Origin of the sequence: Acidovorax sp. Root217 (assembly GCF_001428645.1) — a bacterium.
Classification (GTDB): domain Bacteria; phylum Pseudomonadota; class Gammaproteobacteria; order Burkholderiales; family Burkholderiaceae_C; genus Acidovorax.
The window spans coordinates 34,272-50,524 of the sequence record NZ_LMIH01000041.1; the positions used below are offsets into that span (position 1 = coordinate 34,272).

Genomic DNA, 16,253 nt, shown 5'->3' on the forward strand with positions numbered 1-16,253 from the left:
TTCCTTGAAGATAAAAAGCGGCTCAAAAAAACCGGAGCAAAAACAACTCTGAACCGGGTTCGGTGAGTCGCCTTGCGGGTTCGGCTCATCGATGGGTTGAACTGTACGCCGTGGGTGATCAAAGAAAAACCACCCAGTCGCGAACTGACTGTTCCAGTTTTGGAAACAGTGGTGAGGCAGCAAACTGCATGCATTCCATGCGTTGCTGTACTTGAGGGTCTTGGTCCGTTTGGACACCACTAATCGCCAATGCACATACCCAGTTGACGAATCTAGGTGTAAATCCTGAGATTCTGGCGAAAATTAGTATGTGTATGGGTTTTCAAAGTATCAACTGAGCATCTGAGCATCGGTATCGTTCAGTCCATCAATGCCAGCCATCCGACCGGCGTTGAGTGGCAGATCCATACCAACTACGCAGGAGACGTTTCGATGCCCCGTTCCACCCGTCCACACACCCGCCTGGCCCTGGCCGTTGCCGCCCTGGCGGCATCGCTGTGCGGCGCCGCTGCGCATGCGCAGACCGAACTCGTGATTGCCACCGTGAACAACGGCCACATGATCGAGATGCAGAAATTGAGCAAGAACTTCGAGCAGGCCAACCCCGACATCAAGCTCAAGTGGGTCACTCTGGAAGAAGGCGTGCTGCGCCAGCGCGTCACGACCGACATCGCCACCAAGGGCGGCCAGTTCGACGTGATGACCATCGGCATGTACGAAGCCCCCATCTGGGGCAAGAAGGGCTGGCTGCAGGAGCTCAAGACCGACGCCGCCTACGACGTGGACGACCTGTTGCCTGCCATGCGCAACGGCCTGTCGGTCGATGGCAAGCTGTTTGCCGCCCCGTTCTACGGCGAAAGCTCGATGCTGATGTACCGCAAGGACCTGGCCGACAAGGCCGGCGTGCAGGTGCCCGAGCGCCCCACCTGGCCGCAGATCAAGGACCTGGCCGCCAAGATCCACGACCCCAAGAACGGCGTGTACGGCATCTGCCTGCGCGGCAAGCCGGGCTGGGGTGACAACATGGCCTTCCTGACCACGTTGGTGAACACCTTCGGCGGCCAGTGGTTCGACATGCAGTGGAAGCCGCAACTCGAATCCAAGCCCTGGAAGGACGCCATCACCTTCTACGTGGACCTGCTCAAGAACTATGGCCCGCCCGGTTCGGCGGCCAACAGCTTCAACGAAATCCTGGCGCTGACCAACTCCGGCAAGTGCGGCATGTGGATCGACGCGACCATCGCCGCCTCCTTCGTGAGCGATCCCAAGCAGTCCAAGGTCGCCGACCAGATGGCGTTTGCCCAGGCACCCACCATGAACACGCCCAAGGGTGCCAACTGGCTGTGGTCGTGGAATCTGGCGATTCCTGCCGGCTCCAAGAAAGTGGACGCCGCGCAGAAGTTCATCACCTGGTCGACCAGCAAGGACTACATCCAGCTCGTGGCCAAGACCAATGGCTGGGCCAACGTGCCCACCGGCACCCGCAAGAGCACCTACGCCAGCCCCGAGTTCCAGAAGGCAGCGCGCTTTGCTGCGGCCGAGAAGGTCGCCATCGACTCGGCCAACCCGACCGATTCGACCTTGCCCAAGAGTCCTTATGTGGGCGTGCAGTTCGCGGCGATTCCTGAGTTCCAGGCCATCGGCATCGCGGTGGGCCAGCAGATGAGCGCGGCCCTGGCCGGCAAGACCTCGGTGGATGCGGCGCTCAAGGCCAGCCAGGTGTCGGCCGATCGCGAAATGAAGAAGGGCGGCTACTACAAGTGAGCAGCCGTCCGGCTGCTGAGGGCTGATTGAGGCCTGCGACTCCTCGCCGTGCGCATGTGCGGCGGGGAGTTCCACCTCGAAATACCCATGGCGCCGGCTGAACGCCCGCTTGTGCCACCGGCTTCTACCTTGTCTGGCGACGCCAGATTTCTCCCGGGATTCCCATGAACCGCCTGCTCCCCCGCCTGCTGCTCACGCCAGCCATGGCCACGCTCTTCCTGTGGATGATTGTGCCGCTGGTGATGACGATCTACTTCTCGCTGATCCGCTACAACCTGATGCAGCCGGACCAGACCGGCTTTGCCGGGTTGGAAAACTTCGAGTACTTCGTCACCGACCCTTCGTTCGGCACGGCGGTGGTCAACACGCTGCTGCTGCTCGGTAGCGTGATCCTCATCACGGTGGTGTTCGGTATCGCCATCGCGCTGCTCATCAACGAGCCGTTTGCGGGCCGGGGCATCGTGCGCGTGCTGCTGATCTCGCCATTCTTCGTCATGCCCACGGTGAACGCGCTGATGTGGAAGAACATGATGATGAACCCCATCTACGGCGTGCTCGCGCAGGTGTGGATGTTCTTCGGCGCGCAGCCGGTGGACTGGCTCACGGACTTGCCGCTGTTCTCGGTCATCGTCATGGTTTCCTGGCAGTGGCTGCCGTTCGCCACGCTGATCTTCATGACCTCGCTGCAGAGCATGAACCACGAGCAGCTTGAGGCCTCGCGCATGGACGGCGCCAACTACCTGCAGCAACTGCGCTACCTGTACGTGCCGCACCTGGCGCGCTCGGTGGCCGTGGTGGTGATGATCGAACTCATATTTTTGCTCAGCATCTTCGCCGAGATCTACACCACCACCGGCGGTGGCCCGGGCGATGCGAGCACCAACGTCACCTTTTTGATCTTCAAGCAGGCGCTGCTCAATTTCGACGCAGGCGTGGCCTCGGCGGGCGCGCTGTTCGCCGTGGTCCTTGCCAACATCGCGGCGGTTTTCCTGATCCGCATGGTCGGCAAGAACCTCGACAAGTAAAAGAAGAAGGACCACCGACATGACCACCCGACGCCGATCCTCCTACCCTCTGGGCCTGCTGGCCCTGCGCACCGTGGCCGCCTGGGGCGTGGCCCTGCTGTTGTTCTTCCCGCTGGCCTGGCTGCTGCTCACCGCGTTCAAGACCGAGCTGCAGGCCATTGCCGTGCCGCCGCAGCTGTTCTTCATCCCCACGCTCGAAAACTTCCACGAGGTGCAGGAGCGCAGCGACTACCTGCTGTACGCCAAGAACTCGGTCATCACCAGTGTGCTCTCCACTGTGGTGGGCCTCATGCTGGCCGCACCCGCAGCCTACGCCATGGCCTTCTTCAAGGGCAAGTACACCAAGGACATCCTGATGTGGATGCTCTCCACCAAGATGATGCCCGCCGTGGGCGCGCTGGTGCCGATCTACGTGCTGGCGCAAAAGAGCCACCTGCTCGACACGCAGCTGGTGCTGATCATCGTGTTCGCGCTGTCCAACCTGCCCATCATGGTGTGGATGCTGTACTCGCACTTCAAGGACATCCCGCGCGAGATCCTGGAAGCCGCGCGCATGGATGGCGCCACGCTGTGGCAGGAAGTGCGCCTGGTGCTGCTGCCCTTGGGCATGGGCGGCCTGGCTTCCACCGGCCTGCTGTGCCTGGTGCTTTCGTGGAACGAGGCCTTCTGGAGCCTGAACCTGAGCGCCGCCAAGGCCGGCACGCTGGCCACGCTGATCGCCTCGTACTCCAGCCCCGAGGGCCTGTTCTGGGCCAAGCTGTCTGCAGCCTCGCTGATGGCGATTGCGCCCATCGTGGTCTTTGGCTGGTTCAGCCAGAAGCAACTGGTGCAAGGCCTGACCTTTGGCGCCGTGAAGTAGCGCGCAGCTTTCCCATCTAACGCAATCAAGTTTTCAGGAACCCGATTCCATGGCCTATCTCCAACTGCGCGGCATCGAGAAATTCTTCGGTGAGCACCGCGCCATCAAGGGCATCGACCTCACCATCCAGCAAGGCGAGTTCATCGTCTTCGTTGGCCCCTCGGGCTGCGGCAAGTCCACGCTGCTGCGCCTGATCGCGGGGCTGGAGAACATCGACGGCGGCTCGCTCATGCTCGACGGCCGCGACATCACCGACCAGCCTTCGAGCAAGCGCGACCTGGCCATGGTGTTCCAGAGCTATGCGCTGTACCCGCACATGAGCGTGTACGAGAACATGAGCTTTGCACTCAAGCTCGCCAAGGTGGATCCGGCCATCGTGCGCGAGAAGGTCGAGCGCGCCGCGGCCATCCTGAACCTCACCACCTACCTGCAGCGCACGCCCAAGGAACTCTCGGGCGGGCAGCGCCAGCGCGTGGCCATCGGCCGCGCCATCGTGCGTGCGCCCAAGGTGTTTCTGTTCGACGAGCCACTGTCCAACCTCGACGCGGCCCTGCGCGGCCAGACCCGGGTGGAGATCGCCAAGCTGCACCGCGACCTGGGCGCCACCACGATCTACGTCACGCACGACCAGGTGGAGGCCATGACCCTGGCCGACCGCGTGGTGGTGCTGCGCGACGGGCTCATCGAGCAGGTCGGCACGCCGCTGGAGCTGTACGACAAGCCTGCCAACCAGTTCGTCGCCCAGTTCATCGGCACGCCGCAGATGAACGTGGTGCCCTTGCAGCAGCTGCCCGCGCCGGTGCAGCAGCAGGCACCGGCGGGTGCGGCGGGCGGCGCCATCGGCCTGCGCCCGGAAAACATCGCGGTGCGCAACACCGGGGCCACGCCGGTGAGCGGGCAGGTGGACCTGATCGAAGCACTGGGCGCTGAAACGCTGATCTACGTGAGCACCCCCGGCGGTGCGCAGTTCGTCTCGCGCCAGAACGACCGCACCGGCCTGCGCGCGGGCGATGCGGTGAGCCTGGACATCGACGCCTCGCAAGCGCACTGGTTCGACCCGGCGGGCCACGTCGTGGCGGGGCAGGGCGCGTGACCGCCGTGCATCCTCTGCAAGGCCAGGTGGCCGCCATCACCGGCGCGGCCTCGGGCATCGGCTTTGCCAGCGCAAAGGCCATGGCGGATGCTGGTGCGCGCGTGGTGCTGATCGACCGCGATGAAGCCGCACTGGCCAGGGCCTGCGCGGCCATTGGCGAGAGCGCTTTGCCGCTGGTGCTGGACCTGCTCGATGCGAAACAGTGCGCCAGCCTGCTCACGCGCACGCTGGCCATCGCCGGCCAGCTCGATATCTTCCACGCCAACGCGGGGCTCTACGTGGGCGGTGACCTGGTCGATGCCGACCCCGATGCCATTGATCGCATGCTGCAGCTCAACGTCAACGTGGTGATGAAGAACGTGCACAACGTGCTGCCCCACATGATCGAGCGCAGCCGCGGGGACATCATCGTCACGAGCTCGCTGGCCGCCCACTTCCCTACGCCGTGGGAGCCCGTCTACGCCTCGTCCAAGTGGGCCGTGAACTGCTTCGTGCAGACCGTGCGCCGCCAGGTGTTCAAGCACGGCATCCGCGTGGGCGCCATCTCGCCGGGCCCGGTCATCACCTCGCTGCTGGCCGACTGGCCTGCGGAAAAGCTCGAAGAGGCCAAGGCCAATGGCAGCCTCATCGAGGCCGCCGAAGTGGCCGAGGTGGTGCTGTTCATGCTGACCCGGCCGCGCGGCATGACCATCCGCGACGTGGTGATGATGCCCACCAATTTCGACCTCTGATGCGGATGTGCCTTCAACCGTATAACGTCGTTGGGTCGCCTTGCCGTGCTACAGCACTGTCTGCGGCTTCCCGCCTAGTTATCCGGTCGAATGCAAATCCGCGAGAGCTCTCCACAATTCCTTGCATTCACGCACCATGAATTTCATCCTGCACCTGGGCCTGGGCTCGTTCCACCGCGCCCACCAGGCCGTCTACGTTCACGAACTGCGCCAGTCGGGCGACATGGGCTGGGCCATCGTGGGTGGCAACCTTCGCCCCGACATGGCCGAGACCATCGCGGCGCTTGAGGCCCAGGGCGGGCGCTATACGCTCGAAACCGTCACGCCGCAGGGCGAGCGCAGCTACACCCGCATCGAGTCGATCGAGCGCGTCATCGCCTACCAGGACGATCTGGCCCCCCTGATCGCCGCCGGCGCCGATGCCGCCACGCGCATCATCTCGTTCACCGTGACCGAGGCCGGCTACTACCTGGATGCCGACAACCAGCTCGACTGGGCCACTTTCCCGGACCTGCGCGCCGACTTGGCGGCCGTGCAGGCCGGCCAAGCGGGCCACAGCATCTACGGCGCCCTGGTGAGCATCCTGCGTGCCCGCATGCTGGCCGGTGCCGGCCCCGTGACGCTGATGAACTGCGACAACCTGCGCCATAACGGCGAGCGCTCGCGCGGCGGCCTGCTGCAGTTCATCGACGCGCTGGGCGATACCGCGCTCAAGGCCTGGGTCCTTGCGAACACCCGCAGCCCCAACGCCATGGTCGACCGCATCACGCCGCGCCCCACACCCGACGTGGCCGAGCGCGTGAAGGCCGCCACCGGCTGGGATGACAAGGCGGCGCTGATGGGCGAGAGCTTCATCCAGTGGGTGATCGAGGACCAGTTCATTGCCGGGCGCCCCGCATGGGAGAAGGTGGGCGTGGAGATGGTGGACTCGGTGCAGGCCTACGAAGAGGCCAAGATCCGCCTGCTCAACGCCACCCACAGCTGCATCGCCTGGGCGGGCACGCTGGCGGGCTACCGGTACATCCACGAAGGCACGCACGATGCCGCCATCCGCCAGATGGCCTATGACTACGTGACCGATGATGCGATCCCCGTGCTGCACACGCCCGAGCAGCCGTGCCCCATCGATCTGGAGCGGTACCGCGACGTGGTGCTGGACCGCTTCGGCAACCCCGCCATCGCCGACACCAACCAGCGCGTGGCCATGGATGCGTTCTCCAAGATCCCCGGCATGATCGCGCCCACCATCCGCGACCAACTGGCGCGCCATGGTTCGTTCGACAGCGTCGCCATGCTGCCGGCGCTGTTCCTGGCCTACCTGCAGCGCTGGCATGCCGGGCAGATCCCCTACGACTACCAGGACCAGGCCATGGACCCGGCCGTGGCGCACGCGATCTGCGATGCGGCCGACCCGGTCGCCGCATACGCCGCCGATGCGACGCTGTGGGGCGAGATGGCCTTGGACCCGCGTCTGGTCGCCACGTTGCGCCAGGCCTTCGCCCGCGTGCAGGTCTTCGTGGCCGAGCGTGCAGAGCGCGGGTGATTGATGTAAGTTGAGCGGCTTGTCCACAGGAATGACGCCATGACCGTGAAGACGACGCCTGTCTCCCCACGCCAGACCAAGCCCGAGCTGGAGCACGACTATGTGCGATCGCCCGAGCTGGGCTATGAGCCGCCGGAAACCGTGGGCTTCATCCGCTGCCTGTCGCACGGTTTTCCGACGCCGCTGGCGCGCTGGCACTACCACGACGAGTACGAGCTGCACCTGATCACCGCCACCTCGGGCAAGGTGTTCGTGGGGGACTGGATCGGCCAGTTCCAGCCGGGCCATCTGGTGCTGACCGGGCCGCGCCTGCCGCACAACTGGATCAGCATGGACCTGCCCGAGGGCGGCGTGCCGCTGCGCGACTTGGTGATCCAGTTCTCGCACGCCCCGCTCATGGCCAGCAGCGAGAGCATCCCTGAACTGCGAGAGGTGCTGCCCCTGCTGGAGCGGGCCCGCCACGGCATCGAGTTCTTTGGCATGGAGGCGCAGGCACAGGAGCATTGGCAGCGCATCAAGGCCCGCCAGGGGCTGGCCCGGTTCGGCGCGTTCTGTGAATTCCTGAGCGACCTTGCCCGCTGCACAGATTTTCGGCTGCTCTCGAGCACGCAGCTGCAAAGCGAGGACAACGACACCCAGCTCGACCAGATCAATGCCGTCGTGAGCCGCATCACCGACCACCTGGCAGAGCCCCTGTCGGCCGCCGACCTGGCGCAGGAACTGGGCATGACCGAGAGCCGCTTCTCGCGCTTCTTCCGCCGGGCCACGGGCAACACCTTCACCGATTTCGTGAACCTGGTGCGCGTGAACCGCGCCTGCCAGCTGCTCATGGAGTCCGAGCGCTACATCACCCACATCGCCTACGACGTGGGTTTCAACAACATGGCCAACTTCAACCGCCGCTTTCTGGACATCAAGGGCATGACGCCCAGCGAATACCGCAAGCAGGGTGCGGGCCGCTTCGGGATCAAGTCATGACAGTGTTTTTCCCAGTGTTTCAGGATTAGCGCATGTACCTCGGCATTGATCTGGGCACCTCGGGTGTCAAGTTGCTGTTGCTGGGCGAAGACCAGCAGGTGCATGCCGTGGCCGATGCCCCCGTGCCCCAGCACCGGCCGCAGCCGACCTGGAGCGAGCAGCACCCGGCCCACTGGCTGGCTGCCACCGAAACCGCCGTGGCCCAGCTGCGTGCGCAGGCGCCCGCCGCGTGGGCGCAGGTGCGTGGCCTGGGGCTCTCGGGCCACATGCACGGCGCCGTGGTGCTGGGCGCGCAGGGCGAGGTGCTGCGCCCCGCCATCCTCTGGAACGATGGCCGCGCGGCGGCCGAATGCGCCGAGCTGGAGCAGGCCGTGCCCGCCTCGCGGGAGATCACCGGCAATCTGGCCATGCCCGGCTTTACCGCGCCCAAGCTGCTGTGGCTGCGCAAGCACGAGCCTGAAGTGTTCGCGCGCATCCGCAGCGTGCTGCTGCCCAAGGACTGGCTGCGCCTGCAGCTCACCGGTGACGCGGTGAGCGACATGTCCGATGCCTCGGGCACCCTGTGGCTGGACGTGGCGCGCCGCGATTGGAGCGACACCCTGATCGCTGCCTGCGGACTGACCCGTGCCCACATGCCGCGCCTGGCCGAGGGCAGCGATGCCACGGGCGTGCTGCGCGCCGACGTGGCCGCTCGCTGGGGCCTACCCGCCGGAGTGACCATGGCCGGCGGCGGCGGTGACAACGCCGCCAGTGCGGTGGGCGTGGGGGCGCGCCAGGCGGGGCAGGGCTTTGTCTCGCTGGGCACCTCGGGCGTGGTGTTCCGGGTGTCCGACCGGTTTGCGCCCGCTACCGAGCGTGCCGTGCATGCCTTCGCCCATGCGCTGCCTGGCCGCTGGCACCAGATGTCCGTCATGCTCAGCGCGGCCAGTGCCTTCGGCTGGCTGGCCCGCATCACCGGGCAGTCCGAGGTCCAGCTGTCCACCGCGGTGCAGGGCATGGACCTGGCGCGCCATGCGCAGGCGCCTCTCTTTCTGCCCTACCTGAGCGGCGAGCGCACGCCCCACAACAACGCGGCCGCCACCGGCGTCTTCATGGGCCTGCGCGCCGAGCACGATGCGACCGACATGGCCTGCGCCGTGATGGAGGGCGTGGGCTTTGGCCTCATGGACGGGCTGCAGGCCATGCAGGCAGCGGCGGGCGAGGTGGAGGGGCCTTCAGACGCATCCCTCACCCTGGTCGGCGGTGGTGCCCGCAGCGATGCCTGGGCCCAACTGCTGGCCAGCGGCCTGGGCTGCACGCTGGAGCGGCCGCAGGGGGCCCATGCTGCTGCAGCCCTGGGCGCCGCGCGCCTGGCCGCCATGGCCTGCGGTGGCGACGAAGCGCTGTGTTGCCAGGGCCTTCCGGCCGAGGACCGCTTTACCCCCCAGCCCGCGCAGCAGGCGCTGTTGCAGGAGCGCCATGCGCGCTTCAAGGCGCTGTACCCTGCGCTGTTGCCCCATTTCTGATTGACCGTCGCTTTCTTGTTTTCCTGACCACGCCATGCCCACTTCCTCCCCCGTCCAGGTCGCCATTGCCGGCGAAGCGCTGATCGACCTCATTGGCCGTGTCGACGGCAACTACGAGCCCTGCCTGGGCGGCGCGCTGTACAACCTGGGCCGGGCGCTGGCGCGCCAGGGTGTGGGCACGCAGTACCTCAACCCCCTGTCACGCGACCGCTGGGGCCGTGAACTCGCGTCGCAGCTCGCGGCCGATGGCGTGCAACTGGCCCTGCCCACACCCGTGGGCGAGGTCACCTCGCTGGCCGTGGTCAACCTCACCGAGCACGGCCACCCCGACTACGCCTTCTACCGCGAAGGCGTGGCCGACCGCACCGTGAGCGCTGCGGGGCTCAACGCCGCCTGTGCTGCGCATGGCGGCGCACTGCAGCTGATCTGCACCGGCGCCCTGGCCTTGGATGCGCGCGATGCCGCCATCTACCTGCCCTGGCTGCAGGCCCAGCGCGCCGCCGGCCGCTGCGTGGTGGTGGACGCCAACCTGCGCCCCTCCGTCATGCCCGACCTGCCCGCCTACCGCGCCCAGGTCCACGCGGCCCTGGCCGAGGCGCACATCATCAAGGCCAGCGACGAAGACCTGGACCACCTGCAGGTGCCCGGCACTGGTACCCTGGAGCGCGCTCGCCACCTGCTGGCTGCCAACCCCCGCGCCCGCCTCATGGCACTGACCCTGGGCGGCGAGGGCGCCTGGCTGCTGCAGCAAGGGGAGGGGGCTGCCCAATGGTTCGCCAAGGAAGCCCAGCCCCTGGCCGTGGTCGATACCGTGGGAGCTGGCGACAGCTTTCTCGCGGGCCTGCTCGCCTACCTGCTGCGCGCCCATGCGCAACAGGACGGTTTGGCACCTGCTGGCATGGCCGACTTCATCGCGGCCCTGCCTGCAGCGGTGTACCCGCAGGCCCTGCGCCACGCCCTGGCCAGCGCCAGCCTGTGCGTGCAGGAGCGTGGCTGCGTGCCGCCGGTTTGGCAGGCAGCGCAGGATTGGGCGGGGCAGCACCCAGCGGTGGATCAACTGCCCTGAACCCTGGGCACCCAGGGGATGGCCCTTGCTCATGCCGCTGGCATGGCCAATGCGTGACGCACCATGATCGTGTACAGCGCTCCCGTCGCTGGCTCCAGGTGCGAGGCGAGGGCTTGAAACCCCGCGCGGGCATAGAACTTCTCGTTGCGCGCAGAGAACGTCTCCAGGTAGCAAGCCACGCTCGCCTGGTCCGCCGCTGCCAACGTAGGCGCCAGCAGCTGGGCACCAAGGCCCAGGCCCTGCGATGCGGGGGCTATGCCCAGGATGGACAGGTACCAAGCACCCTCCAGCCCGACACCGCTGGCGCGCTGGCCCATGAAGGCGATGATCTGGCGGTAGTTGTCCATGCCGCGCGGGCCCAGCACGGTCTGCAGATGGTCCACCTTGGCCTGTGCATCGGCCGCTTCGGCATCGGCAGCGCGGGGCAGGGTCCACAGCGCTGCACCCAGACGCTCGTCCTGCAGCAGTGTGCATTGGCCGCCGCGCTTTGCCTCGCGCAGCGAGTAGTCCAGGTACTGCGATAGCACCGCCCGGCGCCCCTGCGCATCGCGCGCGAAGTCGGCCGTGATGGCCAGGTAAAAGGGGTCGTCGGCCAACGATGCGGCCAAGGCGTGGACTGAGGGGTGAAGGGCAGAGGAGGGCATGGGCGTGGAAGTTAGCAGATTGCCGGGGCGTGAGCGCCGTGCGGCGCTCAATGCTGTGGCTCCACCTGGGGCAGAAACTCCACCCCCGTTCGCTTCACCAGCTCTTGGTAGCTTATGGGCGGGCCCGCCCGTTCACCCTCGCGGTTGGCCTGCCAGTGCGCCCAGGCGCGCTGCGTGCTGGCGTCGTACACCAGCTTGAACAGGTAGGCCGGCACGCGCACCTTGCTGGCGCCGATGGCGGGGCTCTCGGCCGTGAAGACCGGGCCGGTGATCACGTACACGTCGCCTCGGGCGCGCAGCACATAGCGCCGCGTGTCCTGCTCGATGCGGGCCCAGGGGCCGCCGTTCTGCCTGGGGTCCTGCGGCACCATGTTGGCCAGCGAGAAGCTCTGCGCCATGGCCGTGGGGGTGGACATGTCGGCCGCCGGTGCCATGTGCCCGCGGCTGTACCCCGAGCGCTTGTAGTCGTCGAGTTCGGCGCGCTCGCCGCGGGGCAGGCGGGCATCGGCAAAGAACTTGTTCGAGCGTTTTTCGTCAGCGCCTTCCAGCACCTGGCGGTTCAGGCGCTGGGCCACATAGACGGGTGTGCGCGTCTCGCCGCTGTGCAGCACGGCAAAGGCCTCGTAGCACAGCTCGCGCTGCTGGGCGCGGCGCGGCACCGGCGGCGGCTTGCCGCCCACGAAGAACTGCGGGCAATGCACGAAGCCCGTGGGCTGCGCGCTGCGCAGGCCGGCGATGCTGTCGAGAAAGGTGGAGGGAGTACGGGCGAGAGAGGGGGCAGCGGCGCCAAGCACCAGCGCCAGGGCCGTGGCCCCACGCGCGGCGCGGGGCCAGGAAAAAAGCAGATTCAAAACAGGGTGTCAAAGCAGCGAAAAGGGCGCTGATTGGACCACCGCTGTAGGCCTGTTTTGGCCTTACGGGCTGCAGTGCTGCAAGGTTTTTCTGCTGCTTGCAGCGCTTACGTTTGGAGGCAGGAAATGGAGCCCATCAAAGCTCTTTTGCGTAGACGATGAACCCATGGTGCTTGGCCACTTTGTCGTACAGCAGGCGACCTGCCGCATTGGTCTCCTGCGTCTGCCAGTACACGCGCGAAGAGCCGGCTGCGCGGGCCTGTTCGTACACGGCTTCGATCAGCAGGCGGCCGACGCCACGCCCGCGCGCGGCCTCGCGGGTGAACAGGTCGCTCAGGTAGCAGACCGGCTCGATGCGCGTCATGCTGCGGTGGTACAGATAGTGGGTCAGTCCCAGCAGCGCGCCGCTGCCTTCCTCTTGTGCCACCAGGCAGTGCACCGGCTCGGCCGGGTCGAGGAAGCGCTGCCAGGTGCTGGCCGTGATGTGCTCTGGCAGTGCCGTGGCACCAAAGCGCCCATAGAAGGCGTTGTAGCCGTCCCAGAGCGGGCGCCAGGCAGCGTAGTCCTCTGCAGTGACGGGGCGGACGGATACCGGGGCAGCAGTCATGCGGGGCTCCTGCAAAGGGTAGGGGGTCAGCGGTTGAGCACGCGCCCGGGGTTCATGGTGCCTTGAGGGTCCAGCGCCTGCTTGACGGCGCGCATCATCGACAGGGCCACGGGCGACTGGTACTTCTCGAGCTTGTCGGCCTTGAGTTCGCCGATGCCATGCTCGGCCGAGAAGGAGCCGCTGAACTCGGCCACTGCGTCGTACACCAGCTGGTGCACATGCTCCTCGTGGTCGCGCAGAAAGGCCTTGGGATCGCCTTCCACGGGCGCCTGCACGTTGTAGTGCAGGTTGCCATCACCCAGGTGGCCGAAGTTGACCAGGCGCACGCCGGGGATCTCGCGGCGCAGCACGGCATCGGTGTGGGCCACGAAGGCGGGGATGCGCGAGATCTGGATGGAGATGTCGTGCTTGATGTTCAGGCCTTCTTCGGCCTGCGCCAGGGGGATGTTCTCGCGGATGTGCCACAGCTGCTGCGCCTGAGTGAGGTTTTCGGCCACCACGGCGTCGGTCACGCAGCTGGCCTCGAAGGCGGTTTCCAGCAATGCCTCGAAGCGGCCGCGCGCATGCGCTTCGGATTCGCTGTCGGAGTTTTCGAGCAGTACGCACCAGGGCGCGTTCTCGTCGCCCAGGAAGGGCACGCGCAGCTGCGGCATGTGCTTGCCCACCAGGCTCAGCGCGAACTGGCCCATCACCTCGAAGCCCGTGAGGCCGGCGCCCAGGTGCTTGTGCGCCAGGCCGAGCAGGGCCACGGCATGCTCCATGGAGGGCACGGCCGCCCAGGCCGTGAGGCGCGCGGCAGGCTCTGGGTAGAGCTTGAGCGTGGCCGCGGTGATGATGCCCAGCGTGCCTTCGCTGCCGATGAACAGGTCGCGCAGGTCGTAGCCGGTGTTGTCCTTGCGCAGGCCCTTCAAGCCATCCCACACCTCGCCCTGGGCGGTGACGACTTCCAGGCCCAGGCACAGGTCGCGCGCATTGCCGTAGCGCACCACCTGCGTGCCGCCGGCGTTGGTGCCCAGGTTGCCGCCGATGGTGCAGCTGCCCTCGGCCGCGAGCGACAGGGGGAACAGCACGCCCGCGTTCTGCGCCACGTCCTGCAGGTTCTGCAGGATGCAGCCGGCCTCCACCGTCATGGTCAGGTTGTCGGTGTCGATGCTGCGCACGGCATTCATGCGCGTGAGGCTCAGCACGATCTGCGTGCCGCTGTCGTCGGGCGTGGAGCCCACCGCCAGGCCGGTGTTGCCGCCCTGCGGCACGATGGCAGTGCCCGCTGCGGCACAGGCCTTGACCACGGCGGCCACTTCCTGCGTACTGGCCGGGCGTACCACCGCAAGGGCCTTGCCGCGCACGCGGCGGCGCCAGTCCTGCTCCCAGGCGGTCAGGTCGCCATCGGTCAGCACGTGGGCCGGGCCGACCAGGGTGCGCAGGGTGTCGATGAGGGTGGTGGTCATGTCTTGGGCCTTTCGTCTACAGCGGTCAGGGCTGCTGCCGGGGCGGGCGCCAGGGCATTGCAGCGTGATGGTGGATTGTCGGGTGGGCTTGTATCAGGCGGCAGGGGATGGCGCCTGCCCTTCCTGCAATTCATTGGCGGCCGCCATGGCCTTGGCATTGCGCTGGCGCAGCCGCACGTGCAGCGTGCAGGCCGTGAACAGCGCCAGGCACAGCAGCACCTCGACCCAGGCCAGCCACTGCGACGGCGGCTTGTCGCCCCAGCCGCGCACCACGCCCTCGGTGAAGTACAGCCAGATCACCAGGCTCACCCAGCGGTAGGTGTACATGCGGTTCTTGAGCAGGCCGGCCAGCGGAATGCACAGCGGCAGTGCCTTCAGGGCGATCCATGAGCCGCCGGGGCGCACGGGGGCCAGCACCAGCTCCCAGGCCAGGCACAGCACGATCAGCGCTATCACGCTGCCGGTGGCCACCCAGCGGGTGGCGGCAATGGCGTGGTCGGAGACGGGGAGGGAAGCGGTCATCGGTGGCGGCGCAGCAGTTGGAAGTCGGTGGATGGCGCAGAGGCGCAAAAATCGTTCGTTGGTCCGGGTGCGGCGGGCGGGCTCAGCGGGCAGCCATGGCCATTGTGCTTGCGGCCCGCAGCGCGCTTGGGCCCACAATGCGCGGTGTATGTCGCCTGCCCGCATATTCATTGCGATGCAGCGTTTTCACACCCCCTGTGGCCCCTTGCCGGGCCTAGGATCATATCGGCCATGCCCTTGACCTTGCAGACTGTAGCCTCGCGCATCGAAGCGCTGATCACGCAGCTGTCGCATTTCCCTTGGAAAACGACGGCACTGACCCTGCGCGAGCGCTTTCGCGAGGACCACCTGGGCCTGACGGCCAGCAGCCTGACCTTCACCACCACGCTGGCGCTGGTGCCCTTCTTCGTGGTGGCACTGGCTGTGTTCACCGCGTTCCCCATCTTCGGCAAGGTGCAGGACGTGCTGCAGCGCTGGCTGGTGGACAGCCTGGTGCCTGACAGCATCTCGCGCCAGGTGCTGGGCTACCTCACGCAGTTTGCCGCCAAGGCCAGCAGCCTGGGCGTGGCGGGCTTCAGCATTTTGCTGGCCACGGCGCTGGCCCTGATCCTCACCATGGACCGCACGCTCAACGACATCTGGCGCGTGCGCCGCCTGCGCCCCCTTGGCCAGCGCGTGCTGATCTACTGGGCCGTGATCACCCTGGGCCCGCTGCTGCTGGGCGTGAGCCTGGCCGTCACCTCGTACGTCATGTCGGCATCGGGCGGGCTCGTGAAGGCACTGCCCAGCGGCGTGCAGCTGCTGTTCGACTCCATCCAGTTCTTCGTGCTCGCCGGCTGCATGGCGGCGCTGTACCACTACGTCCCCAACACCCCCGTGAAATGGCGCCACGCCTGGGCCGGCGGCCTGTTCGTGTCGATCTGCATCGAGCTGGCCAAGCGGGTGCTGGCGATCTATCTGAGCAACGTGCCGACCTACTCGGTGGTGTACGGGGCCTTCGCCACTTTGCCGATCCTGCTGGTCTGGATCTACGTGGCCTGGGTCATCGTGCTGCTGGGTGCGGTGGTCACGGCGTATCTGCCCAGCCTGCTGGCCGGGGTGGCCCGGCGCGGTACCGTGGCGGGGTGGACCTTCCAGCTGGCGGTGGAGGTGCTGCAGGAGCTGTACCTAGCGCGCCGCCATGTGCAGAAGGGGCTGCGTGCGAGCGAGCTGGCGCAGTTGCTGCGCCTAGACGTGCTGCAGCTCGAGCCGGTGCTCGATGCCCTGCTGTCTCTGGACTGGGTGGGGCAGATCAACGACGCCCAGGCCGACCCGGATGCGGCGGATGTGGCGGAGCCGCGGTATCTGTTGCTGGTGGATCCCTTGGCTACTTCTGCTGAGCCGCTGGTGGAAAAGCTGTTGCTGGAGCGGGCGGAGAGTCTGGGGTCGTTCTGGAGCAGTGCGGGGTTGGAGAGGATGAAGGTGGCGGATTTGCTCCGGGGGGCTGTGCGGGGGTGAGCTTGCTTCGTTGGTTGTGGTTTCTGTGTGCCTGGGTTTAGGGCGGGAACCGGGATATGCGCCCGGCGGCGCACCTACCTTCTTTTGCTTCGTCAAAAGAAGGTAGGCCAAGAAAAGACG

At 66.7% G+C, this 16,253-nt stretch carries 16 protein-coding genes; 10 read left to right on the forward strand and 6 right to left on the reverse strand.

The annotated features are described in order from the left end of the window. A partial coding sequence (locus ASE31_RS32875; RefSeq protein ID WP_235514781.1) for a hypothetical protein occupies nt 1-237 on the reverse strand: 237 nt, incomplete at its 3' end. 195 nt (nt 238-432) lie between these two features. Between ASE31_RS32875 and ASE31_RS26705 the strand changes: the two genes are divergently transcribed. The 9 genes from ASE31_RS26705 (at nt 433) to ASE31_RS26745 (ending at nt 10,564) form a co-directional block, all read left to right on the forward strand. After that, nucleotides 433-1,764, forward strand: coding sequence for a sugar ABC transporter substrate-binding protein (locus tag ASE31_RS26705; RefSeq protein WP_057205553.1), 1,332 nt, complete (start codon nt 433-435; stop codon nt 1,762-1,764). Nucleotides 1,765-1,928: 164 nt separating this feature from the next. Beyond that, nucleotides 1,929-2,789, forward strand: a complete 861-nt coding sequence (locus ASE31_RS26710) for a carbohydrate ABC transporter permease (protein ID WP_057205556.1) — start codon at nt 1,929-1,931, stop codon at nt 2,787-2,789. Between the two features lie 19 nt (nt 2,790-2,808). Further along, on the forward strand, nt 2,809-3,648 hold the full coding sequence (locus ASE31_RS26715; protein ID WP_057205558.1) for a carbohydrate ABC transporter permease: 840 nt from the start codon (nt 2,809-2,811) through the stop codon (nt 3,646-3,648). Between the two features lie 49 nt (nt 3,649-3,697). After that, nucleotides 3,698-4,741, forward strand: coding sequence for an ABC transporter ATP-binding protein (locus tag ASE31_RS26720; protein ID WP_057205559.1), 1,044 nt, complete (start codon nt 3,698-3,700; stop codon nt 4,739-4,741). Further along, nucleotides 4,738-5,472 (forward strand): SDR family oxidoreductase, encoded by a 735-nt coding sequence (locus tag ASE31_RS26725; RefSeq protein WP_057205561.1) that lies wholly within the window; start codon nt 4,738-4,740, stop codon nt 5,470-5,472. Before ASE31_RS26720 ends, ASE31_RS26725 begins: the two co-directional genes overlap by 4 nt. A 136-nt stretch (nt 5,473-5,608) precedes the next feature. After that, nucleotides 5,609-7,015 (forward strand): D-arabinitol 4-dehydrogenase, encoded by a 1,407-nt coding sequence (dalD, locus tag ASE31_RS26730; RefSeq protein WP_057205563.1) that lies wholly within the window; start codon nt 5,609-5,611, stop codon nt 7,013-7,015. A gap of 39 nt (nt 7,016-7,054) precedes the next feature. Further along, nucleotides 7,055-7,993, forward strand: a complete 939-nt coding sequence (locus ASE31_RS26735) for an AraC family transcriptional regulator (RefSeq protein ID WP_057205565.1) — start codon at nt 7,055-7,057, stop codon at nt 7,991-7,993. Between the two features lie 32 nt (nt 7,994-8,025). Then, complete coding sequence (gene xylB / locus ASE31_RS26740; protein WP_057205567.1) at nt 8,026-9,498, forward strand: xylulokinase; 1,473 nt, start codon at nt 8,026-8,028, stop codon at nt 9,496-9,498. Nucleotides 9,499-9,532: 34 nt separating this feature from the next. Continuing rightward, the gene (locus tag ASE31_RS26745; protein WP_057205569.1) at nt 9,533-10,564 is read left to right on the forward strand and encodes a carbohydrate kinase family protein; all 1,032 of its coding nucleotides are present in this window, start codon (nt 9,533-9,535) and stop codon (nt 10,562-10,564) included. 29 nt (nt 10,565-10,593) lie between these two features. Here the strand turns inward: ASE31_RS26745 and ASE31_RS26750 are convergent, their stop codons facing one another. From ASE31_RS26750 to ASE31_RS26770, 5 genes are all read right to left on the reverse strand, one after another. Then, entirely contained in the window at nt 10,594-11,172 is a 579-nt protein-coding gene (locus tag ASE31_RS26750) for a GNAT family N-acetyltransferase (RefSeq protein WP_235514782.1), read from the reverse strand. Between the two features lie 83 nt (nt 11,173-11,255). After that, nucleotides 11,256-12,059 carry a DNA/RNA non-specific endonuclease gene (locus ASE31_RS26755; RefSeq protein WP_057205571.1) on the reverse strand — a complete coding sequence of 268 codons (804 nt, stop codon included), beginning with the start codon at nt 12,057-12,059 and terminating at the stop codon, nt 11,256-11,258. A gap of 136 nt (nt 12,060-12,195) precedes the next feature. Then, nucleotides 12,196-12,666, reverse strand: a complete 471-nt coding sequence (locus ASE31_RS26760) for a GNAT family N-acetyltransferase (RefSeq protein ID WP_057205572.1) — start codon at nt 12,664-12,666, stop codon at nt 12,196-12,198. 26 nt (nt 12,667-12,692) lie between these two features. Beyond that, nucleotides 12,693-14,114, reverse strand: a complete 1,422-nt coding sequence (locus tag ASE31_RS26765) for an FAD-binding oxidoreductase (RefSeq protein WP_057205574.1) — start codon at nt 14,112-14,114, stop codon at nt 12,693-12,695. 93 nt (nt 14,115-14,207) lie between these two features. Beyond that, the gene (locus tag ASE31_RS26770) at nt 14,208-14,636 is read right to left on the reverse strand and encodes a DUF2069 domain-containing protein (RefSeq protein WP_057205576.1); all 429 of its coding nucleotides are present in this window, start codon (nt 14,634-14,636) and stop codon (nt 14,208-14,210) included. Between the two features lie 231 nt (nt 14,637-14,867). On the opposite strand from ASE31_RS26770, the gene ASE31_RS26775 reads away from it, so the two are divergent. Next, entirely contained in the window at nt 14,868-16,133 is a 1,266-nt protein-coding gene (locus ASE31_RS26775) for a YhjD/YihY/BrkB family envelope integrity protein (RefSeq protein ID WP_057205578.1), read from the forward strand. Nucleotides 16,134-16,253 lie beyond the last annotated feature (120 nt).

Coding starts and splice junctions, on each gene's coding strand:
- ASE31_RS26705 (WP_057205553.1), top strand. CDS start 433: ATGCCCCGTTCCACCCGTCCACACACCCGCCTGGCCCTGGCCGTTGCC.
- ASE31_RS26710 (WP_057205556.1), top strand. CDS start 1,929: ATGAACCGCCTGCTCCCCCGCCTGCTGCTCACGCCAGCCATGGCCACG.
- ASE31_RS26715 (WP_057205558.1), top strand. CDS start 2,809: ATGACCACCCGACGCCGATCCTCCTACCCTCTGGGCCTGCTGGCCCTG.
- ASE31_RS26720 (WP_057205559.1), top strand. CDS start 3,698: ATGGCCTATCTCCAACTGCGCGGCATCGAGAAATTCTTCGGTGAGCAC.
- dalD (WP_057205563.1), top strand. CDS start 5,609: ATGAATTTCATCCTGCACCTGGGCCTGGGCTCGTTCCACCGCGCCCAC.
- ASE31_RS26735 (WP_057205565.1), top strand. CDS start 7,055: ATGACCGTGAAGACGACGCCTGTCTCCCCACGCCAGACCAAGCCCGAG.
- xylB (WP_057205567.1), top strand. CDS start 8,026: ATGTACCTCGGCATTGATCTGGGCACCTCGGGTGTCAAGTTGCTGTTG.
- ASE31_RS26745 (WP_057205569.1), top strand. CDS start 9,533: ATGCCCACTTCCTCCCCCGTCCAGGTCGCCATTGCCGGCGAAGCGCTG.
- ASE31_RS26760 (WP_057205572.1), bottom strand. CDS start 12,666: ATGACTGCTGCCCCGGTATCCGTCCGCCCCGTCACTGCAGAGGACTAC.
- ASE31_RS26765 (WP_057205574.1), bottom strand. CDS start 14,114: ATGACCACCACCCTCATCGACACCCTGCGCACCCTGGTCGGCCCGGCC.
- ASE31_RS26770 (WP_057205576.1), bottom strand. CDS start 14,636: ATGACCGCTTCCCTCCCCGTCTCCGACCACGCCATTGCCGCCACCCGC.
- ASE31_RS26775 (WP_057205578.1), top strand. CDS start 14,868: ATGCCCTTGACCTTGCAGACTGTAGCCTCGCGCATCGAAGCGCTGATC.